This is a genomic window from Rhodococcus sp. NPDC004095, assembly GCF_053604015.1.
Window position 1 is genome coordinate 1 of record NZ_JBSGGS010000014.1, and the last position, 20,318, is coordinate 20,318.

A 20,318-nucleotide genomic window follows, 5' to 3' on the forward strand; every position below is an offset into this window, starting at 1 on the left:
TACTGTGTGGGTGTTTGGTTTTCAGTGGTGTGATATAGGTTTCTTAGGTTGTGAACTTTCGTTCGGTTGAACCGAACGAAAGTGCCCTTCAGCCGGGTGGTGCGTGGGGCTAGGCGACGCCCTCTTCCTTGGCGGCCTTGGCGACGGCCTCGGCGACCGCCGGAGCCACGCGCGGGTCGAGCGGGCTCGGCACGATCTTGTCGACCGCGAGCTCGTCCGCGACGACGGACAGGATCGCCTCCGCGGCCGCGAGCTTCATGCCCTCGGTGATCCGGCGGGCACCCGCGTCCAGGGCGCCCTTGAACACGCCGGGGAACGCGAGCACGTTGTTGATCTGGTTCGGGAAGTCCGAACGGCCCGTAGCGACGATCGCGGCGTGCTTGCGCGCGATGTCCGGGTGGATCTCCGGGTCCGGGTTCGACATCGCGAAGATGATCGCGTCGTCGGCCATCGTCGCGATGATCTCCTCCGGCACGGTGCCCGCGGAGACGCCCAGGAACACGTCGGCGCCGTCGAGGGCCTCGACGATGCCACCGGTGCGCCCGGCGGGGTTGGTGCGGGCGGCCAGGTCGGCCTTGATCTCGTTCAGGTCACCGCGATCGGAGGAGACGATGCCCTTCGAGTCGAGGACGGTGATGTCGGTGATGCCCGCGGCGAGCAGGATGTTCGCGCAGGCGACACCGGCGGCGCCTGCTCCGGAGATCACCACGCGCAGCTTGGTGATGTCGCGGTCCTGGACCTTCACCGCGCCCTTGAGCGCGGCCAGCGCGACGATCGCGGTGCCGTGCTGGTCGTCGTGCATGACCGGGCAGTCGAGGGCCTCGATGACCCGCTTCTCGATCTCGAAGCACCGCGGCGCCGAGATGTCCTCGAGGTTGACCGCACCGAAGCTCGGACGGAGCCGGATCAGGGTCTCGACGATCTCGTCCGGGTCCTTGGTGTCGAGCACCAGGGGGATCGAGTTCAGGCCGGCGAAGTTCTTGAACAGCGCCGACTTGCCCTCCATCACCGGCAGCGACGCGCGCGGGCCGATGTCGCCGAGACCGAGCACCGCGGAGCCGTCGCTGACGACGACAACGAGGCGGCTGGTCCAGGTGTATCGGTCGGCGAGGGTCTCGTCCGCGTGGATCGCGCGGGACACCTGCGCGACGCCGGGGGTGTACGCGATCGACAGCGCACGCTGGGTATCGAGGGGAGCCGTCGTCTCGACCGAGAGCTTGCCGCCGATGTGGCCGGAGAAGATCTCTTCGTCGGTCAGCTCAACCTTGGGCGGGGTGGTTGGTTCAGACACGAGAGACACGATGACACTCCTACTCATGCCGCCACCACTCGGGGGCGGGTTACTGGTAAGTAGCAGCGGCGAAGGATGTTTTTCGACGCAGCCGCAGGTTTTTCGGTGAAGAGCTGAACGCTCCGAGGGTGCACGATCGGGGCCCGATTGGTCTACGGGAGAGGCACTCACTTCGGAGCCGCGATGGCACCGGGCGGGGTGAGCCCGGGCACTGAAATCTGCCGCTGGTTGAATCCGACTTCGACTCCCTACCAGGCGGTGGCACCGGCATTGGAGTGCAGCAAGTGTGCCACCACGGGCTCACCACTGGCAAATCTCACGTGTGAGCAGCCGTTTCGGTGAGCTACCCCCACCACTGGGTCCAGAGCAACCCGATTGTGACCAAAAACACGGCCACGGACCCGGCGATCGCGACCGGACCACGCCGGTGATCGGCGAACCGCTGCGCAACCACCACCACAACGGCCGCGACGACGTGAGCCGCGACCGACACCGCGCCCGGCCCGGGAAAGCCCCGCCGGGACCCCAGGTACGCGGTCACGATCACCACCGCGGCGAGCAGCACGACGCCCGCCGTCACGGCGCCGCTGAGCGCCTGCAGCGCCCGGGCCGGGGCACTGCGCCTGCGCGGTCCACGCGGAGGTTCCCAGCGCGGTTCGCGGCCCGCGGCGGCCTGCCTGCCGTACCGCTCGTCGTCGTACTCGTCGACCCAGGCGTCGCTCATCCCGCCACCACCTCGATGCCGTTCGACGCCGCGATCAGCCGCTCGTACTGCTCGGGTGCGGTGACGAACTCGCCGAGCACCACCGACTTGTTGGACCCGTGGTAGTCGGACGACCCGGTCACGATCAGATCCAGATCGGCGGCGATGCCGCGCAGGATCCTCTCGTCCGCGGCCTGGTGGTCGTGATGGGCGACCTCGACACCGCCGAGTCCGTCGGCGACGAGTTCGCCGATCTGGTCCATGTCCATCAGCCGGCCGCGTGCCGAGGCACGCGGATGCGCCAGGACGCTCACCCCACCGGCCTGCGCGACCATCCGAATCGCGTCGGGCAACGGGGTGTCCGCCTTGTGCACGTAGTACCGGCCGCGCGTCTTGAGCAAGTCCGCGAACGCCTCGTTCACCGAGCCGACGACGCCGGCGTCGACCAGCGCACGCGCCAGGTGCGGGCGACCGGCGGCCGGGCCCGCGGCCGCCATCACCGCATCCGGGTCGATCGGCAGACCGTCGGCGGCCATCTTCTCCGCCATCCCCCGCAGGCGGGACGTCCGCTCGGCACGCAGCCGCTCCCGCTCCCGCGCGAACGCCTCGTTCGTGGGGTCGAACAGATACGCGAGCAGGTGCACGGCGACCGGCATACCGTCCTCGCCGCGACCCTCGCAGGACATCTCCATGCCCCGAACCAGGGTCAGACCGGACGGCAGGGCATCGACGGCCTCCGCCCACCCCGACGTGGTGTCGTGATCGGTCAGCGCGACGACCCGCAGTCCCGCCTCGGCGGCAGCCCGCACCACCTCGGCGGGCCTGTCGGTGCCGTCCGAGGAACTGGAGTGGGTGTGAAGGTCGATACGCACCCCGCCATTCTTCCAGGCCGCGAAGCGCCGCATGTTCCAGGCGGCGACCCGCCGCGTGTTCCAGGCGGCGACCCGCCGCGCCTCGTCGCGTCGCCGCCGCGGCACCGCCGCGGCATAGGATTGGCTCAGATCGATTCGAGCGACCGGGAGGTGACCGTGGGGCCGTCGATACCGCCGATCCCGACGCTGCGGTCGTCCGGCTCGCCGCCGCGCGCCGTGCGGGTGCCCGCGGCCCGCGCGATCGTGGACTGCGCGGTGTACGTGGACGGGCACCGGCTACCCGGCCGGTACACCCATTCCGCAGCGCTCGCCGAGGTCCGTGAGCGCGGCACCGGTTTCGCCTGGGTGGGCCTGCACGCCCCGGACGAGCACCAGATGAATTCCGTGGCAGAGGTTTTCGGCCTGCACGAGCTGATGGTCGAGGACGCGGTGCACGCACACCAGCGCCCCAAACTCGAGGTCTACGACGACGTGCTGTTCCTCGTCCTGCGGACCGTGAACTATGTCGAGCACGAGTCGATCTCGACCGCGCGGGAGATCGTCGAGACCGGCGAGATCATGATCTTCGTCGGCCGCGACTTCGTCGTCACCGTGCGCCACGGCGACCACTCCGGACTCTCCGGCGTCCGCGCCGAGATGGACGCGAACCCGCAGCGTCTGGCGCTCGGCCCGACGACGGTACTGCACGCCATCGCAGACCACGTCGTCGACAGCTACCTGGCCGTGACCGCCTTCGTCGAACGCGACGTGGATCTGCTGGAGGAGGACGTGTTCAGCCCCCGAAGCCGGGTCGCGATCGAGCAGATCTACCTCCTCAAGCGAGAGATCGTGGAGCTACGCAAGTCGGTCGCCCCGCTCGCCAGCCCACTGCAGCGGCTCGGGCAGGACTCGAGTCTCGGTGTCCCGAAGGAGGTTCGACGGTACCTGCGGGACGTCCACGACCACCACACGATCGTCGCCGAACGGGTTTCGGAGTTCGACGAGGTGCTCAGCACCCTCGTCGAGGCGGCGCTGGCGAAGGTCGCGGTCCAGCAGAACACCGACATGCGCAAGATCTCGTCCTGGGTCGCCATCGCCGCGGTCCCGACGATGGTCGCGGGCGTCTACGGAATGAACTTCGAGCACATGCCCGAACTGCAATGGACCTTCGGGTATCCCGCGGTGCTCGGGTTCGTCGCGGTGATCTGTGTGGGGCTGTTCGTGACGTTCCGGCGCAACAACTGGCTCTAGAGCGAGACCGGTCCGCGTCCGGGGTCGCGGACGTCGATGCCTGCCTCCACCCATGCCTCCCGGAGCGCGGCGGCACCGCGCAGCCGAACCCATGCGGCCTCGGTACCGGTGATCGGCACCGCGCCGAGGAACCGGACCGGATCGGCGGGCTCGGGCAACACGAGATCGTCGATACCGCTGTCCCCCAGTAGGATCGCGCTGAACGGGGCCCCCACCCACAGCGGCTCACCGAGATCGAGCAGGCCGTCCGCTGCGAGCACCACACCCTCGACCGCCGGTGCCGCAGCGAGGATTGCGAGCGACTTGTGCACCCCGGACGCGGCGCCGAGCCCACCGTGCAGTGTGAGCACCAGCTCAGCGCGTGGGCCGCGGACCGGGTCCGCGACGAGGTCGCTGGGATCGCCCATGGGGTGCCGGGAACAGCCGAGGGTGACGTACCGGACCAGGTCGTCGGCGTCGGCCTCGAATCGCAGCACCTCGAGCGGCTCGAGGCCGAGGAACGTCACCGACGCGGCCGACGGCTGCGGCCCACCGATCCGCTCGACCAGGTGGGCACGAACTGAGGGCAGGACGTCGTCGATCACCACTCCATCTAACACCCGACTGCCGATTCGCCCCTGATCAGGACGGCGGAGTCCGGTCGGTGCCACCACGCCGGCGGCAGGCGACCACGCGGTCGGCGGTCACCGTGCCGCGGCGACCCGGACGTCGTGTGACTCGGCGCCCGGATGCGCGAAGCGAAGCAGCCTCAGCGCTTCCGCCTCGACGTCGGCCAGTACCCGCCTGGGAAGTTCCTGCAGCAGAGTGACATCCACGACGGCCGCACCCTTTCCGATGCCCGGTGCGACGAACCCGGCGACCCGGCCGTCCACCAGGACCGCCGGCTTGACGATGCCGTTGACGGTGAACAGCACGCGGCGGTGCTCGTCGTCGACGATCCGGGTCCGATCGGCGTGGGAGAGGAGCACGCTGTCGAAGGGAGCGAGGATCCGGACCGGGGCAGGTGCGTCCGCGTGGGGGCGGGGTGCGTCCGGCAGGTCGAACAGGTCCGCGCCGCCGACGTCCGCGAACACCCGCAGTCGCGGTCGCAGCCGGTCGAACACCTCACCGAGCCGGGTCAGGCCGGACCACGCCTGCGCGTCGGCGACCGATGCCGGTCCGTAGGCGGCGAGGTAGCGCATCACGATTCGTTCCGGGTCGGGTGCGGCGAGCGGCTCACCGGTCCAGTGCTCCAGCGTCGTGCACACGGGCTGTCCGGAGCGTCCCCAGAGGCCACGCGGCGGCACCTGCACCAGCGGGAGCAGGGCCCGTACCGCGTGAGCGAGCGCGGCGGGATCGCGGTCCGGCCACCGCCGCGCCAGGTGCGGGCGCAACGCCGCGAGGGTCATCGGGGTGGCGTCGAGCAGGTCGCGGGAGTGCGCGGCCACCGCCCCCGTGTCGCATCCGACGAGAGCCTTCGCGTGCTGGGTGTTGGTTCGCAGATCGCGGTCCATGATCGGCTGCAGCCAGGGCCGCAGCACGAGCGCGTCCGCCGCGGCGACCGCGTGCACGGTCCCGCGCATCACCGCGATCCGGACCACCGTCCGATCCTCGAGCAACCGTGCCAGGTCGTCGGGCCGGAAGCCGTCCACCCGCGACCACAGCGCGAAGTACGGCGCGGTCGGTGACTGCGCCTGCAGGCCGAAAAGGTGCCGGGTCACGACCTCCGTGGAGGCGGTGACCCGCTCCAGCAGATGCTGGCGCGCCAGCGTCGCCCGACCGAGCTCGCGGGTGTCGAGTGTCGTCCGCATGCATCCCCCTGCACAGCCGATTCGGAACGGGCGGAAATCACAGTAGTTCCGGAGGCGGGCCGGCTCCACGCCAGGCGGACGACGCCGGCCCACGGCCGGCGCCCGCCGGCCGGAATCACCCCACCATCAGCAAACTCCGGTGCCGTAGTAGAGGATTCGGCGTGCCCGCACCGCGAAATGCGGCGCCGCCCGGTCCGCTTCCCCACGGACCGGGCGGCGCCTCGTACGCCGGTTACAGCGCCAGCTTCGCGAGCATGTCGCGGGCCCGCTCGGCCGTCTTCGGTTCACACAGCACGTCGTAGCGGCCTGCGACCAGCTGCATCGTCGACGCGAAGTCGCGGGTGCCGCGGGTGGCGGCGTACGGGATGGTCGTCGAGATGACGCCGAACACGATGCCGCCGAGGATGCCCGCGATCAGCGGTCCGAGCAGGTTGTCCGTGAACAGGCCGAGCAGCAGCCCCAGGAACACACCGAGCCAGGCACCCGAAACGACTCCGCCACCAATGACTTTCGCCCAGGTGAGACGCCCGAGCACACGCTCCACCTGCATCAGGTCGACACCGACGATGGTGACGTCCTCCACCGAGAACTGCTGGTCGGACAGGTAGTCGACGGCGCGCTGCGCCTCCGCGTACGTGGGGTAGGAGCCGATCGGCCACCCGCTGGGCGGGGTCGGAAGACCACCGCGTCCGGGCTGATTCGGCGGTCCGAGTGGATTCGTCATCGTCGGCACTCCTGTTTTCCTCCGGGCTGTGATGGGCCGTGCGGGCCTCGCCCGACGGGCGCGCCCGACGTCCAGTTTACGGAGTTTCGGGCTCGAACCGCGTTGTGCGCGACATCCCCGCGGCGCGTCCCTTCGCCGCGATCACCTGAGCCATCTTCGCGCTCGCCTCGTCGATCATCTCGTCCCCGAGCATCGCCGCGCCGCGTCCGCCGCCGGCCGCCGACGTGTGGTACTCGTACGCCTCGAGGATCATCTCGGCCTGGTCGTAGTCGGCCTGACGTGGGCTGAACACCTCGTTCGCCGCGTCGATCTGCGTCGGGTGCAGCACCCACTTGCCGTCGAACCCGAGCGCCGCGGTCCGTGCCGCCGCGCGCCGGAACGCGTCGACATCCCGGATCTGCAGGTACGGTCCGTCGATCGCCTCGAGACCGTGTGCGCGAGCCGCCATCAGGATCGTCATCAGAATGTGGTGATAGGCGTCACCGGTGTCGTAGCCCTCCGGCTGCTCGCCGACCACCAGGGTGCGCATGTTGATGCTCGCCATGAAGTCGGCGGGGCCGAACACCAGCGTCTGCATCCGCGGGCTGGCGGTGGCGATGGAGTTGATGTTGGTCAGGCCGATCGCGTTCTCGATCTGCGCCTCGATGCCGATCCTCCCGACCTCGAGCCCATTGGCCTTCTCGACCTGGGTCAGCAGCAGGTCCAGTGCCTGAACGTGACTGGCATCGGTCACCTTCGGCAGCAGGATCGCGTCCAGGTGTGCACCGGCGGCGGAGACCACGTCCACCACGTCGGCATACGTCCACTCGGTGGTCCAGTCGTTGATCCGCACCACCTTGATCTGCGAACCCCAGCCGTCGGACGCGAGTGCGTCCGCGATCTCGGTGCGCGCCTTCGCTTTTGCGATTGGGGCGACGGCGTCCTCGAGGTCGAGGAAGACCTCGTCCGCGGGCAGCCCCTTCGCCTTCTCGATCATCTTTCGGTTGCTGCCGGGAACTGCGAGCACCGAGCGCCGCGGTCGCGCCTGCACCATCGTGGACCTCCCACCGAGAACCGTGGAGGTGTCCGCGATCCGACGTCCGGACACCGAGCCAATTAGCCTTGCCATCATGGCAGCAGTGAGCAAGGTCTTCGCAGCCAGGCTCGCGGGTCTGGTGGTCCTAGGCCCCGACGGCGAATCCATCGGCCGGGTCCGCGACGTCGTCATCACCATCCGGATCGGACGACAGCGACCGCGGGTGCTGGGACTGGTCGTCGAGTTGGTGACCCGGCGACGGATCTTCGTTCCCATGCTGCGGGTGACGGCGATCGAGCCGGGGTCGGTCACGCTCACCGGCAGCGTCAGCCTGCGCAAGTTCACCCAGAAGCCGGGCGAGGTACTGGCCCTCGCCCAGGTCGTCGACACCCGGGTCCGGGTCGACGACCCCGAACTGGAGGAGCTCGCCGGCCTGGAGGTGCTCGTCGTCGACCTCGGCATCGAGCTGACCCGCACCCGGGACTGGGTGGTCTCCCGGGTGGCGGTCCGCAAACCGCGCACCGGGCTGGCCCGCCGCTCGCCGATCCACATCGTGGAGTGGCAGCACGTGCAGGGACTGACGCATTCGCAGCTCGCCCTCCCCGGCCAGGGGGTCACTCAGCTGCTGGCCCAGTTCGACGGGATGCGGCCCGCCGACGTCGCGAACGCGATGCGCGAGCTGCCCGACAAACGCCGCCACGAGGTCGCGGTCGCGCTCGACGACGAGCGGCTCGCCGACGTGCTGCAGGAACTGCCGACGGACGACCAGACCGACCTGCTCACCCACCTGGAGGTGGAGCGGGCCGCGGACGTGCTCGAGGCGATGGACCCCGACGACGCGGCCGACCTGCTCGGCGAACTGCCGGAGACCGAGGCGGAATCCCTGCTGCAGCTGATGGACCCGGAGGACTCCGAGCCGGTGCGTCGCCTGCTCGAGCACTCCCCCGACACCGCTGGCGGCCTGATGACCCCGGAGCCGGTGATCCTCACTCCCTCGACCACCGTCGCCGAGGCGCTGGCGCGGGCCCGTAATCCCGACCTGACTCCGGCGCTGGCGAGCATGGCATTCGTCGTGCGGCCACCGATCTCCACGCCGACCGGACGCTATCTCGGGTGCGTCCACCTGCAGCGACTGCTGAGGGAGCCGCCGGCGTCGCTGGTCGGCGGACTGCTCGACACCGACATGATCCAGCTCTCGCCCGAGGATCCGCTGGCGATGGTGACCCGGTACTTCGCCCGGTACAACCTGGTGTGCGGACCGGTCGTGGACGACGAGGGGCACCTGCTCGGCGCGGTCGCCGTCGACGACGTGCTCGACCACCTGCTGCCGGAGGACTGGCGGGAAGAGGAAACGGCCGATGAGTGACAAGCGCCAGCCCGCCGCGCAGAGTGCCCGTGCCCGCCTGGAAACGCCGGGCCGCCGGTGGCGCGGATTCCAGATCGACGTCGAGGCCGTCGGCCGGGTCAGCGAGTCGATCGCCCGGTTCCTCGGCACCGGCAAGTACCTGCTGATCCAGACGGTGATCGTCATCGTGTGGATCATCCTGAACGTCGCGGCCGTCGGACTGCAGTGGGATCCGTATCCCTTCATCCTGCTGAACCTGGCGTTCTCCACGCAGGCCGCGTACGCCGCCCCACTGATCCTGCTGGCGCAGAACCGGCAGGAGAACCGGGACCGGGTCTCGCTCGAAGAGGACCGGGCGCGCGCCGAACAGACCAAGGCGGACACCGAGTTCCTGGCCCGGGAACTGGCGTCGCTGCGGCTGGCGATCGGCGAGGTCGCCACCCGTGACTACCTCCGCCGGGAACTCGAGGAGATCAAGACACTGCTCGCCGAGAGTGAGGGCGAGGAATCGCGCCCGCACCGGTAGCGCACAACGGAACGGCCACGCGCGGCGTGGCCGTTCCGTAATCTCGGTCACATTCCGGGCGGGGGCCGGGAGGACACGGGACGAGAGGGCAGTGAATGCGCGTGAGGGGGCTGGCGGGCATCGCCACGGCCGCACTGGTCGGAGGGGTGACCGTCGGGATGTCGATCGGGGGCGGCACGACGCCGACCCCCGCCGCAGTCGCCGCGCCGATGGCGGCGGCCACCGACGAGCCACCGAGCGGCACGGTCGGGGTGCTCGCTCCCGCCCCGCGCCTGACCCGCGCCCCGCACGCGTACACACCGCCCCCGCCGGTCGCATTCGACCTACCGCCCGCAGTCGCCGAGCGCCTGTCGTCGCCGTTCGCCGAGTCCCTGACCCCGATCCCGGTCACGATCGGTGCGCTCGGCATCCCGGAACTGGTGCTCGGCGCCTACCGCTCGGCGGAGGCCACGCTCGCGGCCGACACGCCGGACTGCGGGGTCACCTGGCACCTGCTGGCCGGCATCGGCCGGATCGAGTCGGGCCACGCCGGCGGCGGACGCACCGACGCCGCGGGCACCACCGTCACCCCGATCCTCGGCCCGCGCCTCGACGGGTCGCTGGCCGGGAACAACGTCATCACCGACACCGACCGCGGTGCGCTGGACGGCGATTCCGCCCACGACCGCGCGGTGGGTCCGATGCAGTTCATCCCGGGCACCTGGGTCCGGTACGCCGCCGACGGCAACGACGACGGCAGGGCCGACCCGAACAACGTGTTCGACGCGTCGCTCGCCGCGGCCCGCTACCTGTGTTCCGGCGGCCTGAACCTGCGTGAGCGCGACCAGGAGACGAGAGCGGTCCTGCGCTACAACAATTCGATGGCGTACGCCTCGAATGTGCTCGCGTGGTCCGCGGCCTACGCCGCGGGCGGGACACCCGCCCCGGGCGAGATCCCCGAGATGCCGGTCGAGCCCGGCCGTCCGGCCGAACCGACGCCGGCCGCGCCGACACCCGCCGCGCCGGAGCGGGAAGCCAACCTCCTGCGCGACGCCGCCGCGCCCGGACCGGCTCCGGCCGCCCCGCTGATCCCTGGTCTGCCCGCGCTGCCGACGCTGCCCCCGCTGCCGTGCCTGGCGTTCTGCCCGCCGGGCCCGGCGCCGGCACCCGGCGCGGCGCAGTAACCCTTTCGTCACTCGACCCGCCCAGGTCGAGATATTTTCGAGATCTCCTGAAAACCTGCCTTCAGCTGGCCCTTCGCTCCAGGTCGAGCGTCCAGATTGTCACAGCAAGATAACGGACATGTCTCGAATCAGGTAGCGTCGGCTGCGGTTCACAGCACTTACAAGCCCCACCCTGGGGCCGCAGGAGGTACCAGGTGGGTCGCCACAGCAAGCCGTCCAGCTCGAAGGTGAAACGCAACTCGGTCATCGCCCTGTCCGGTCTCGTCCCGACCGGACTGGCCACCGCGGCGACGGCCACCGGAGCCCCCCTCACCATCCCCTTCCTGACGGCCGCCGAGGCGTCGCCCATCACCGAGTCCCCCGATGCACCGGCCGCGCCCGCAGCCACCGAGACGCCGGCCCAGGTCACCCCGGAACCCGCGGCCGCGGCTCCCGCCATCGCCGCCGCACCGGCCACCGAACCGGCTCCCGCTCCCGCGCCCGCACCGCTGCCCGACGGCCCGCTCGGCATCCCCGCCATCAACTTCGCCGCCTACCAGTCGGCCGAGAAGATCATGGCCGAACGCGACCCGGGCTGCGGCATCAACTGGATGCAGGTCGCCGGTGTCGGCCGCGTCGAGTCCAGCCACGCCAACGGCGGCAAGGCCGACGACAGGGGCAACCTGCTCGAGCCGATCATCGGCCTGCCCCTCAACGGCAGCCTGCCCGGCCAGGCCACGATCATGGACACCGACGGCGGCGCGCTCGACGGTGACACCGTCTACGACCGCGCGGTCGGCCCCACCCAGTTCATCCCCACCACCTGGGCCCGGTACGGCATCGACGGCAACGGCGACGGCGTCGCCGACCCGCAGAATCTCTACGACGCGGCCGCGTCCACCGCGAACTACCTGTGCGACGGCGGCACCGACATGCGCGACATCGCCTCGGCCACCAAGGCGATCCTCCGGTACAACAACTCGATGGCCTACGTCGCGAACGTGACCGCGTGGTCCCTCGCGTACTCGACCGGTATCAACCCGAGCGCCGCCGACCTGCCGCGTATCCACTGAGCCCGCAGCGCGGGGCGGCGGCAAGGGGATCGGGAGACACGCCCTAACATGGGGGTATGTCAGCAGTGACCGAGTCCGACGTTCGCAGCGCCCTGGCCAAGGTGATCGACCCGGAGATCCGCAAGCCCATCACGGACCTGGGCATGGTCAAGAGTGTCACCCTCGCCGACGACGGCAACGTCGACATCGAGATCTACCTGACCACCGCGGGCTGCCCGATGCGCACCGAGATCACCGAGCGGGTCACCAAGGCCGTCGCCGACGTCGCGGGCATCGGCGCCATTCGCGTCGAACTCGACGTGATGAGCGACGAGCAGCGCACCGAACTCCGCAAGTCCCTGCGCGGCGACTCCGCCGAGCCGGTCATCCCGTTCGCCCAGCCCGGCTCCCTCACCCGCGTGTACGCCGTCGCGTCCGGCAAGGGTGGTGTCGGCAAGTCCTCGGTCACCGTGAACCTCGCCGCGGCGATGGCCGCGAAGGGCCTGTCGGTCGGCGTGCTCGACGCCGACATCTACGGTCACTCCATCCCCCGTATGCTCGGCACCGACGCCAAGCCGACTCAGGTCGAGCGGATGATCATGCCGCCGCAGGCGCACGACGTGAAGATGATCTCGATCGCCCAGTTCACCCAGGGGAACACTCCCGTCGTGTGGCGCGGACCGATGCTGCACCGCGCGCTGCAGCAGTTCCTCGCCGACGTGTTCTGGGGTGACCTGGACGTGCTGCTGCTGGACCTGCCGCCCGGCACCGGCGACGTGGCCATCTCCGTCGCCCAGCTCATCCCCGGCGCGGAGATCCTCGTCGTGACCACCCCGCAGCAGGCCGCCGCCGAGGTCGCCGAGCGGGCCGGGTCGATCGCGCTGCAGACCCGCCAGCGGATCGTCGGTGTGGTGGAGAACATGTCGTGGATGGAGCTTCCCGACGGCACCCGCATGGACGTGTTCGGCTCCGGCGGCGGTCAGATGGTCGCCGACCGGCTCACCCGCGCCGTCGGCGCGAAAGTTCCTCTGCTCGGCCAGATCCCGCTCGAGCAGGCGGTCCGCGAGGGCGGCGACGCCGGTGTCCCGATCGTGCTCGGCGCCCCGGACTCCCCGGCCGGCACCGCGCTGCGGGAGATCGCCGACAAGCTCTCCGTCCGTGCCCGCGGGCTCGCCGGCATGTCCCTCGGCATCGACACCACGCGTCACCTGTAGGCGCTCCGCACCTGTGCGCCTTTCCGGTGTCTCCGACCACCAGAAGTGCGCACAGGTGGCGCAGCCGCCACGAAGCGGTCGACATAGGGCAGCGCGGCGGCCATCGACCCGACCAGGGGCCGGAAGCCCGGCGCATCTGCCCGCGGATTGATCCAGATCACCCGGTACGCCCGGCGGTGCAGTCGCGCCATCGACACGGCCAGGTCCTCCGGCGGGTCACTGTCCCAGCCGTCGGACACGATCACCACGACCGCGCCGCGCAGCGTGAGGCCGTGGCGGGACGCGAGCAGTGTGCGCAGACTGTCCGCGATCCGGGTACCACCGAGACGGTCGACAACCCTCTCGTTGGCGTGTGCCAGCGCGGCGGTGGCGGATCGGTGAGCCAGCACTGCGGTGAGCCGGGTAGGCCCGGAGGAGAACGCGTACACCTCCGGACGCGCCCGCGTTCCGCTCCGCAGCGCCGTCGCACGCATCAGGTGCAGGCACTGGTCGACGAACGGCAGCATGGACCGGCTGACATCGCAGAGCAGCACCACCCGACGTGGCCGGGTCGCCGGTAGTGTGCGCACGATGCGCATCGCCTCCCAGCCGGTCCTCCTGGACCGGGCGATGGTCTCCCGCAACGCAATCCGCCGACCACTGGGGTGCGGCCGGTAACGCCGCGTGCGGCGCGGTGGCCATTCCTCGGTGAGCCCGTCCAGCCATGCCCGGAGCTCACGCAGGCGATCGGCGTCGAACGCGGCGAACGGCCGTGCCCCTGCGGCGACTCCAGCACTGGCCAGCGGGTCCGGGATCCCGCGGGCCGGCTCACTCCGCACCGGTCGCAGGGTGGCCACGGCGGCGGCGCCACCGCTACCGGGACGGACCGGCGCGGGCGGGTGACTCGTCGCAGTTGTGGTGGTGCCCTGCGGGTTCGGGACCTGGTGCGCTCTCCGCGCGTTCGGGTCCAGCTCCGCTACCGATCGACCGAACACCTCCGAGAACACCTCGTCGAACGCGGCGAGATCGGACTGCCTGTGCACCAGGGTCAGCCGTGCAGCCCAGTACAGGCGGTCCGACGAACTCGGCGGCAGCACGGCCAGCGCCCGCGCGAACTCCCCCGCGGCAGGTGGAGACACCTCGACACCTGCGTCCCTGAGCCGCACCCCGAGTGCGACCGCGAACGCCGCGACATCGACGCCCCGCCCCGGCACGACCGCTCACCGCCCGCGCAACCACCGCATCAGCAGCACGACCACGGCTCCCGACACGAACGCGACGGCCGCGGGAAGGAGCCGGCGCAGGATGGTCGGTCCGGCCAGGCTCATCAGGTCGATCGGTTCCGGCTCCGGCATCGGCTGGGGTCGCGGTTTCGATTGCGGCACCGGCGAGTCCGATGTCTCGGCATCGCCGTTCACCACGGTCAGCATGGGAGCGGTGGTCTTGGCCAGCTTGGCCGCCAGCGCGTCGGCGAACTGCCCCATCAGCTTCTCCGACACCTGTCCGATGACCCCGCTGCCGAACTGTGCGAGCTTGCCGACTATCCGCATGTCGGTGACCACGGCTGCGGTCGTTCCGTCGGAGGTTTCGTCGAGCGCCACCGTGATGGTCGCCGATGCGTTGCTGCCGCCACGCGCGTCGCGTCCACTCGCCTCGATGACCGCCCGATGCGCTCGGTCGTTCTTCTCCCGGAACGCCGCCCGCCCTGCGAATTCGCCGGTGACGGGGCCGACCTTCACCTTGACGGTGCCGAGGTAGGCGTCGCCGTCGCGTCCGGTGAGCTGTGCGCCCGGCAGCAGCACGGCCACGGACTCGAGGTCGGTGAGCTCCGCCCAGGCGGTGTCGATCGGTGCGTCGACCGTGAACTCGTGCGAGAACTTCATCGTTTCCAGCCCTTCCCTTCCTCAATCTCCCTGTACTCATCCACCCTGTCCCCCGCGTTCGTCGCCGTCGAGGAGCGCAAGCACCGCGGCGCGGTCGTCCGGCGTCTTGGCCAGCGCGCCGATGCTCGCGACGATGTCGGCCCGGGCGAGATCGGAGCCGGCGAGGTCGGCGGCCCCGAGGGCGGCGAGGGCCGCCACCCAGTCGATCGCCTCCGCGACGCCGGGCGGCTTGTCGAGGTCGAGCCGGCGAACCTCGCCGACGAATCCGACAACGGACCCGACCAGCGCGGTGTTCGCTGCGGGCACCTTCCGCCGCAGGATCGCCACCGCCCGCTCCGGCCGCGGGTACTCGATCCAGTGGTACAGGCAGCGTCGACGCAACGCGTCGTGCAGGTCGCGGCTGCGGTTCGACGTGAGCACCACCCGTGGTGGGGTCCGTGCGGCGAAGGTGCCCAACTCGGGCACCGTCACCGCCGACTCGCCGAGGAACTCCAGCAGCAGTGCCTCGAATTCGTCGTCGGCGCGGTCGATCTCGTCGACCAGCAGCACCGGCGCCGGACCGGATCGGTGCCGGACGCAGCGCAGGATCGGCCGCTCGAGCAGGAACTCCTCGGTGAACAGATCGTCCGCCGACAGTGGTGCTGTCGCATGTTGCGCCGACAGCGGAGCTGTCCTGTCCGGCTCGGCCGGCGGAGCTGTCCTGTCCGGCTCGGCCGGCGGTGCCGCCCTGTCCGGCTCGGCCGGCGGTGCCGCCCTGTCCTGGGCCAGCCGGATCGCGAGCATCTGCCGCTGGTAGTTCCAGTCGTACAGGGCTTCCGCCACCCCGAGCCCCTCGTAGCACTGCAGCCGGATCAGCTCGGCTCCCAATGCCTCGGCGAGCGTCTTCGCCGCGGTGGTCTTCCCGACGCCCGGTTCACCTTCGAGCAGTAGCGGCCGGCCGAGCTCGGTTGCGAGGTATATCGCTGCCGCGGTGCCCTCGTCGAGCAGGTGATCGCGGGCGTCGAATCGTGCAACCACGTCGGCGATGTCACGAAAGCCGCCACAAGGTTCGTCCCGGCGCTGCAGTTCCCGATAGTCGTCCCAGGTGTCGACATCGCGGGGGACGTCCGCGTCGACCGGCAGCTCGACGACGGGGATCCGGCCCGACTCGAGCAGCCGCCAGACCGCCTTGTCACCGTGCATGGCGTGCAGGTCGGGAAACACCTCCCGCCCGAAGAAGATCGGGTGCCCACGGCCGTCGCGGTACCGGCACACCGCGGCGCCCGTGGCGGGTCCCCGGCGGATCAGCTCCCGCACCACGGCCGGGTCGATACCCGGCTGGTCGCCGAGGAGCAGGACGACGCCGGCGGAATCCCGGTCGACCGCGTCGAGTGCGCGGGTGATCGACGACGCGCAACCGGAGCCGAAGTCGGGGTTGTGCACCACCACCGTGCCGTCGAGGTCGACCATGGCCTCCACTTCGGCGGCGGCGCCTCCGAGGGCCACCACCACCTGGTCGAACCGGCAGTCCCGCACGACCGTCAGCACCTCACCGAGGAGGGTTCCGCCCCGGTAGGCGAGGAGTTGCTTGGGTCGGCCCAGGCGCGACGACGAGCCCGCGGCGAGGACGATGCCGGTGACCTTCACCGCGCGCGCTCCCGCAGGTATCGGTCGCGGCACCCGGGACCGCAGAACCACACCGTGCCGCCGTCGGCCTCGACGTGCGGCGCCTCGGCGCGCATCGTCACCGTCATCCCGCACACCGGGTCGACGGCCGTCTCGGGCACCGGGACGGGCGCCGCGCGGCCGAGTCCCGCCAGCCGCATCTCCCGGACGATCTCGGCGAGGATCGACAGTGCGATCTCGGCCGGGCCGCGGGCGCCGATCGGCAGTCCGGCCGGGGTGTGCACCCGGGCGCGGGTGTCCGGGTCGAGTTCGAGTTCCCCGAGCACGGCCGCCCCGCGTGTCGCGCTGGCGACCAGTCCGATGTACCCGACGCCGGCGTCCAGGGCGGCCCGGATCTCGGCGGCCTCGTCCCCACCGAGCGTGGCGATCACGACAGCGGTCATCCCGTCCGGTGGGCCGCCCGAGTCGGCCCGGACCACGTCGAGGCCCAGTAGCTTCGCCAGCGCTGCCACGGCATCGACGGTCGGGTTCTCCCCCACCAGGAACAGTTGCGGGGCGGGTAGTTTCGGCTCGAGGAAGATCTCCAGCGCTCCCCCCGACAGGCACGGGTTGACCACCACCCGAGCTCCGGGTCCCTCCGGGAATGTCGGCGCCCCCTCGGGCAGCACCCGCAGCAGCACCGCCTGTCCGTCCCGCAGCGCATCGAGGGCTGTCGTGCGCACCGAGTTCCGCGTGCACTGCCCGCCGACGAATCCCTCGATGGTGCCGTCCGCGAGCACGACCGCGTGGTCACCGGGGCGGGCCGAGGTCGGGGACTGCGCGCGCACCACCGTCGCGTGCACGAACGGTTGCCGGCACGCCGTCAGTTCCGCGATGCGCTCGTCTGTCCCCATCCACACCCGCTTTCGTCGGATCAGGTGGCCGCTCGGATCACGTGGACCGTCAGATCGGTGGCGCTGCCCTGCCCTGCATCGCCTCCCACACCCGCGACGGGGTCAGCGGCATGTCCGCGTGCCGAACCCCGAACGGCGCCAACGCGTCCACGACGGCGTTGACCACGGCCGGCGGTGAACCGACGGTCGCCGACTCGCCGATCCCCTTGGCTCCGATCGGATGGTGCGGGGACGGTGTGACCGTGTACCCGGTCTCGAAGTGCGGCACCTCCAGCGCGGTCGGGATCAGGTAGTCCATGAAGGATCCGCCGAGGCAGTTGCCGTCCTCGTCGAAGGACATGATCTCCATCAACGCCATTCCGATGCCGTCGGTGAGACCGCCGTGCACCTGCCCCTCGATGATCATCGGATTGATCCGCGTGCCGCAGTCGTCGACGGCGAGGAACCTGCGCACCTTGACCTCCGCGGTGCCGGGGTCGATGTCGACGACACAGAAGTAGGCGCCGTACGGGTAGGTGAGATTCTCCGGGTTGTAACAGATCTGGGCCTCGAGGCCGCCCTCGATCCCCTCCGGCAGATCGCCCGCACCGTACGAGCGCAGCGCAATGTCCTGGATCGTCACCGCCGCGGTCGGGTCGCCGACGACGTGGAAGCTGCCCTTGGTCCACTCCAGGTCCGCGACGGACACCTCCAACATGCCGGACGCGATGATCCGGGCCTTGTCCCGGACCTTGCGCGCGACGAGGGCCGCGGCCGCTCCGGACACCGGCGTCGATCGGCTGCCGTAGGTGCCCAGGCCGAAGGGGGTGTTGTCGGTGTCGCCGTGCAGCACCTCGATGTCGTCGGGCGCGATGCCGAGTTCCTCGGCGACGATCTGCGCGAACGTGGTCTCGTGGCCCTGCCCCTGCGTCTGCACGGACAGCCGCAGCACCGCCTTCCCGGTCGGATGCACCCGCAGCTCGCACCCGTCGGCCATGCCGAGGCCGAGAATGTCCATGTCCTTGCGCGGCCCCGCGCCGACGGCCTCGGTGAAGAACGACATCCCGATGCCCATGAGCTCGCCACGCTCGCGCCGCTCGGCCTGCTCGCGGCGCAGGTCGGCGTAGCCGATCATGTCCATCGCCTTACGCATCGTGGTCTCGTAGTCGCCGGAGTCGTACACCCAGCCGGTCTTGGACGTGTACGGGAACTGCTCGGGCCGCAGCAGGTTTCGCAGCCGCAGCTCGGCGGGATCCATCTTCAGGTCGTACGCCAGGCAGTCCACCAGCCGCTCGACCAGGTACACCGCCTCGGTGATCCGGAACGAGCACGCGTACGCGACCCCACCCGGAGCCTTGTTCGTGTACACCGCGGTCATCGAGCAGTGGGCGGCCTCGAGGTCGTAGCTGCCGGTGAACACGCCGAAGAACCCGGCCGGGTACTTCACCGGTGCCGCGGTGCCGTTGAAGGCGCCGTGGTCGGCGATCACGCGCGTGCGGACCGCGAGGATCTTGCCGTCGCGGGTGGCGGCGATCTCCCCGTCCATGATGTAGTCCCGCGCGAACCCGGTGCTGGTCAGGTTCTCGTTGCGGTCCTCCATCCACTTGATCGGATGCCCGGTCACCAGGGACGCGACGATCGCGCACACGTACCCGGGGTAGATCGGCACCTTGTTGCCGAAGCCGCCGCCGATGTCCGGGGACACCACCCGGATCTTGTGCTCGGGCAGCCCGGCGACGAGCGCGTACAGGGTGCGGTGCGCGTGCGGGGCCTGCGAGGTGCACCAGAGCGTCAGCTTCCCCTCGACCGCGTCGTAGTCCGCGACCGCACCGCACGTCTCCATCGGCGCGGGATGCACACGCGGATAGACGATCTCCTGTCTGCTGACGACGTCCGCCCGGGCGAACACGGCCTCGGTGGCGTCGGCGTCGCCGGCCTCCCAGTCGAAGACGTGGTTGTCGGTCTTCCCCTCGAGGTCGGTGCGGATCACCGGTGCATCCGGGTCGAGCGCGTGCCGGGCGTCGATCACCGGGTCGAGAATGTCGTACTCGACATCGATCAACGCCAGTGCGTCCCGCGCCGAGTACCGGTCCTCGGCGACCACGCAGGCCACCTCCTGGCCCTGGAACCGCACCTTGTCGGTGGCCAGGACCGCCTGCACGTCGTTCGACAGGGTCGGCATCCACGCCAGGCCCTGCTCCGCCAGATCGGCTCCGGTGATGACCGCCTTCACCTTCGGATGCTGCTGCGCCGCAGTGGTGTCCACGTTGACCAGGCGCGCATGCGCGACCGGCGAACGCAGGATCGCCATGTGCAGCATGCCCGGCAGGACGATGTCGTCGACGTAGTGTCCGCGACCGCGGATGAACCGCGGATCCTCCTTGCGCAGCATGCGCCCATAGCCGACCGGCTTGGTGTCGTTGTCGACCTGGTCCGCGTCGGGCTGGTCCGGGACCGGGCGGTCGACGGTGGTCATGATCCACTTCCTATGTGCTCACTGGTGCGCGGCTCCGCCGCGGGAGGCGGCGTCGAGTCCGGCTGCGCCGCAGTCGGACCGGTGTGCTGCTCGGGCTCGGGCGCCCGCTCGGCCCCCTCCTCGTGCGCGGCCGCCCACAGCACGGACCGCACGATGGTCGTGTATCCGGTGCAGCGGCAGATCTGCCCGGAGATCGCTTCCCGGATCGCCTGCTCGTCCGGGTGCGGGGTGCGGTCGAGCAGCGCCCGCGACGTCATCATCATGCCGGGGGTGCAGAACCCGCACTGCAGTCCGTGGCACTCCATGAACCCCTGCTGCACGGGGTCCAGGACTCCGTCGCGTTCGAGGCCCTCGACGGTGCGCACGGCGTGCCCGTCGGCCATCACGGCGAGCATGGTGCACGACTTCACCGGGTCGCCGTCCACCAGTACCACGCACGTCCCGCAGTTGCTGGTGTCGCAGCCCCAGTGGGTGCCGGTCAGCCGCAACACGTCCCGAAGGAAATGCACGAGCAGCAACCGGGGTTCGACATCCGCGGTGACCTCCTCACCGTTGACGGTCATCGTCACCTGCATGTCATCTCGTCCTTCCGTGCGTCG

19 protein-coding genes and 1 pseudogene are annotated in these 20,318 nt (G+C 70.5%); 6 read left to right on the forward strand and 14 right to left on the reverse strand.

Features of this window, described 5'->3' with window-relative positions; translation table 11 throughout:
* Positions 1-109: 109 nt before the first annotated feature.
* The 3 genes from ACWEPG_RS23185 to ACWEPG_RS23195 form a co-directional block, all read right to left on the reverse strand.
* Positions 110-1,300: an NAD(P)-dependent malic enzyme gene (locus ACWEPG_RS23185; RefSeq protein WP_450113033.1), complete on the reverse strand. Its 1,191-nt coding sequence runs from the start codon at positions 1,298-1,300 to the stop codon at positions 110-112.
* 334 nt (positions 1,301-1,634) lie between these two features.
* Positions 1,635-2,015, reverse strand: a complete 381-nt coding sequence (locus tag ACWEPG_RS23190) for a hypothetical protein (RefSeq protein WP_450113032.1) — start codon at positions 2,013-2,015, stop codon at positions 1,635-1,637.
* On the reverse strand, positions 2,012-2,866 hold the full coding sequence (locus tag ACWEPG_RS23195) for a PHP domain-containing protein (protein WP_450113052.1): 855 nt from the start codon (positions 2,864-2,866) through the stop codon (positions 2,012-2,014). The genes ACWEPG_RS23190 and ACWEPG_RS23195 overlap by 4 nt, the downstream gene beginning before the upstream one ends.
* 168 nt (positions 2,867-3,034) lie before the next feature.
* Between ACWEPG_RS23195 and ACWEPG_RS23200 the strand changes: the two genes are divergently transcribed.
* The gene (locus ACWEPG_RS23200; protein WP_450113051.1) at positions 3,035-4,096 is read left to right on the forward strand and encodes a magnesium and cobalt transport protein CorA; all 1,062 of its coding nucleotides are present in this window, start codon (positions 3,035-3,037) and stop codon (positions 4,094-4,096) included.
* On the opposite strand, the gene ACWEPG_RS23205 is transcribed toward ACWEPG_RS23200, so the two are convergent.
* From ACWEPG_RS23205 to ACWEPG_RS23220, 4 genes are all read right to left on the reverse strand, one after another.
* Positions 4,093-4,683, reverse strand: coding sequence for a suppressor of fused domain protein (locus ACWEPG_RS23205; RefSeq protein ID WP_450113031.1), 591 nt, complete (start codon positions 4,681-4,683; stop codon positions 4,093-4,095). The two genes, ACWEPG_RS23200 and ACWEPG_RS23205, sit on opposite strands and share 4 nt — an antisense overlap.
* 96 nt (positions 4,684-4,779) lie before the next feature.
* Complete coding sequence (locus ACWEPG_RS23210; RefSeq protein WP_450113030.1) at positions 4,780-5,886, reverse strand: winged helix DNA-binding domain-containing protein; 1,107 nt, start codon at positions 5,884-5,886, stop codon at positions 4,780-4,782.
* A 232-nt stretch (positions 5,887-6,118) separates the two neighbouring features.
* Positions 6,119-6,610, reverse strand: coding sequence for a general stress protein (locus ACWEPG_RS23215; protein ID WP_450113029.1), 492 nt, complete (start codon positions 6,608-6,610; stop codon positions 6,119-6,121).
* Positions 6,611-6,686: 76 nt separating this feature from the next.
* Positions 6,687-7,643, reverse strand: a complete 957-nt coding sequence (locus ACWEPG_RS23220) for an HpcH/HpaI aldolase/citrate lyase family protein (protein ID WP_450113050.1) — start codon at positions 7,641-7,643, stop codon at positions 6,687-6,689.
* 76 nt (positions 7,644-7,719) lie between these two features.
* On the opposite strand from ACWEPG_RS23220, the gene ACWEPG_RS23225 reads away from it, so the two are divergent.
* The 5 genes from ACWEPG_RS23225 to ACWEPG_RS23245 all read left to right on the forward strand — a co-directional run bounded on the left by ACWEPG_RS23225 (position 7,720) and on the right by ACWEPG_RS23245 (position 12,904).
* A complete protein-coding gene (locus ACWEPG_RS23225) occupies positions 7,720-8,991 on the forward strand; it encodes a magnesium transporter MgtE N-terminal domain-containing protein (RefSeq protein ID WP_450113028.1) in 1,272 nt (423 codons plus the stop codon).
* Positions 8,984-9,496, forward strand: coding sequence for a DUF1003 domain-containing protein (locus ACWEPG_RS23230; RefSeq protein ID WP_450113027.1), 513 nt, complete (start codon positions 8,984-8,986; stop codon positions 9,494-9,496). The genes ACWEPG_RS23225 and ACWEPG_RS23230 overlap by 8 nt, the downstream gene beginning before the upstream one ends.
* A gap of 95 nt (positions 9,497-9,591) precedes the next feature.
* Complete coding sequence (locus ACWEPG_RS23235; RefSeq protein ID WP_450113026.1) at positions 9,592-10,659, forward strand: lytic transglycosylase domain-containing protein; 1,068 nt, start codon at positions 9,592-9,594, stop codon at positions 10,657-10,659.
* A 194-nt stretch (positions 10,660-10,853) separates the two neighbouring features.
* Positions 10,854-11,711, forward strand: a complete 858-nt coding sequence (locus tag ACWEPG_RS23240) for a lytic transglycosylase domain-containing protein (RefSeq protein ID WP_450113025.1) — start codon at positions 10,854-10,856, stop codon at positions 11,709-11,711.
* 56 nt (positions 11,712-11,767) lie between these two features.
* Positions 11,768-12,904 carry an Mrp/NBP35 family ATP-binding protein gene (locus ACWEPG_RS23245; protein WP_450113024.1) on the forward strand — a complete coding sequence of 379 codons (1,137 nt, stop codon included), beginning with the start codon at positions 11,768-11,770 and terminating at the stop codon, positions 12,902-12,904.
* Here ACWEPG_RS23245 and ACWEPG_RS23250 read toward each other — a convergent pair.
* From ACWEPG_RS23250 to ACWEPG_RS23280, 7 genes and pseudogenes are all read right to left on the reverse strand, one after another.
* Positions 12,895-14,097, reverse strand: coding sequence for a vWA domain-containing protein (locus tag ACWEPG_RS23250; protein ID WP_452595440.1), 1,203 nt, complete (start codon positions 14,095-14,097; stop codon positions 12,895-12,897). The genes ACWEPG_RS23245 and ACWEPG_RS23250 overlap by 10 nt on opposite strands.
* A gap of 6 nt (positions 14,098-14,103) precedes the next feature.
* Positions 14,104-14,766, reverse strand: coding sequence for an SRPBCC family protein (locus tag ACWEPG_RS23255; RefSeq protein WP_450113022.1), 663 nt, complete (start codon positions 14,764-14,766; stop codon positions 14,104-14,106).
* A 36-nt stretch (positions 14,767-14,802) separates the two neighbouring features.
* Complete coding sequence (locus tag ACWEPG_RS23260; protein ID WP_452595468.1) at positions 14,803-15,831, reverse strand: AAA family ATPase; 1,029 nt, start codon at positions 15,829-15,831, stop codon at positions 14,803-14,805.
* 90 nt (positions 15,832-15,921) lie between these two features.
* A pseudogene (locus ACWEPG_RS23265) lies at positions 15,922-16,506 on the reverse strand (nucleotidyltransferase family protein); the annotation flags it as partial.
* Positions 16,389-17,264 carry an XdhC family protein gene (locus ACWEPG_RS23270; protein WP_452595441.1) on the reverse strand — a complete coding sequence of 292 codons (876 nt, stop codon included), beginning with the start codon at positions 17,262-17,264 and terminating at the stop codon, positions 16,389-16,391. The pseudogene ACWEPG_RS23265 and the gene ACWEPG_RS23270, both read right to left, overlap by 118 nt.
* 49 nt (positions 17,265-17,313) lie before the next feature.
* Positions 17,314-19,719 carry an aerobic carbon-monoxide dehydrogenase large subunit gene (locus tag ACWEPG_RS23275; protein ID WP_452595442.1) on the reverse strand — a complete coding sequence of 802 codons (2,406 nt, stop codon included), beginning with the start codon at positions 19,717-19,719 and terminating at the stop codon, positions 17,314-17,316.
* Positions 19,716-20,294, reverse strand: coding sequence for a (2Fe-2S)-binding protein (locus ACWEPG_RS23280; RefSeq protein ID WP_450113019.1), 579 nt, complete (start codon positions 20,292-20,294; stop codon positions 19,716-19,718). The genes ACWEPG_RS23275 and ACWEPG_RS23280 overlap by 4 nt, the downstream gene beginning before the upstream one ends.
* Positions 20,295-20,318: the final 24 nt, after the last annotated feature.

Excerpts from the sequence above, each read along its gene's own strand:
- ACWEPG_RS23190 (WP_450113032.1), bottom strand. The coding sequence starts at position 2,015 with ATGAGCGACGCCTGGGTCGACGAGTACGACGACGAGCGGTACGGCAGG.
- ACWEPG_RS23210 (WP_450113030.1), bottom strand. The coding sequence starts at position 5,886 with ATGCGGACGACACTCGACACCCGCGAGCTCGGTCGGGCGACGCTGGCG.
- ACWEPG_RS23215 (WP_450113029.1), bottom strand. The coding sequence starts at position 6,610 with ATGACGAATCCACTCGGACCGCCGAATCAGCCCGGACGCGGTGGTCTT.
- ACWEPG_RS23220 (WP_450113050.1), bottom strand. The coding sequence starts at position 7,643 with ATGGTGCAGGCGCGACCGCGGCGCTCGGTGCTCGCAGTTCCCGGCAGC.
- ACWEPG_RS23225 (WP_450113028.1), top strand. The coding sequence starts at position 7,720 with ATGGCAGCAGTGAGCAAGGTCTTCGCAGCCAGGCTCGCGGGTCTGGTG.
- ACWEPG_RS23230 (WP_450113027.1), top strand. The coding sequence starts at position 8,984 with ATGAGTGACAAGCGCCAGCCCGCCGCGCAGAGTGCCCGTGCCCGCCTG.
- ACWEPG_RS23235 (WP_450113026.1), top strand. The coding sequence starts at position 9,592 with ATGCGCGTGAGGGGGCTGGCGGGCATCGCCACGGCCGCACTGGTCGGA.
- ACWEPG_RS23245 (WP_450113024.1), top strand. The coding sequence starts at position 11,768 with ATGTCAGCAGTGACCGAGTCCGACGTTCGCAGCGCCCTGGCCAAGGTG.
- ACWEPG_RS23255 (WP_450113022.1), bottom strand. The coding sequence starts at position 14,766 with ATGAAGTTCTCGCACGAGTTCACGGTCGACGCACCGATCGACACCGCC.
- ACWEPG_RS23270 (WP_452595441.1), bottom strand. The coding sequence starts at position 17,264 with ATGGGGACAGACGAGCGCATCGCGGAACTGACGGCGTGCCGGCAACCG.
- ACWEPG_RS23275 (WP_452595442.1), bottom strand. The coding sequence starts at position 19,719 with ATGACCACCGTCGACCGCCCGGTCCCGGACCAGCCCGACGCGGACCAG.
- ACWEPG_RS23280 (WP_450113019.1), bottom strand. The coding sequence starts at position 20,294 with ATGCAGGTGACGATGACCGTCAACGGTGAGGAGGTCACCGCGGATGTC.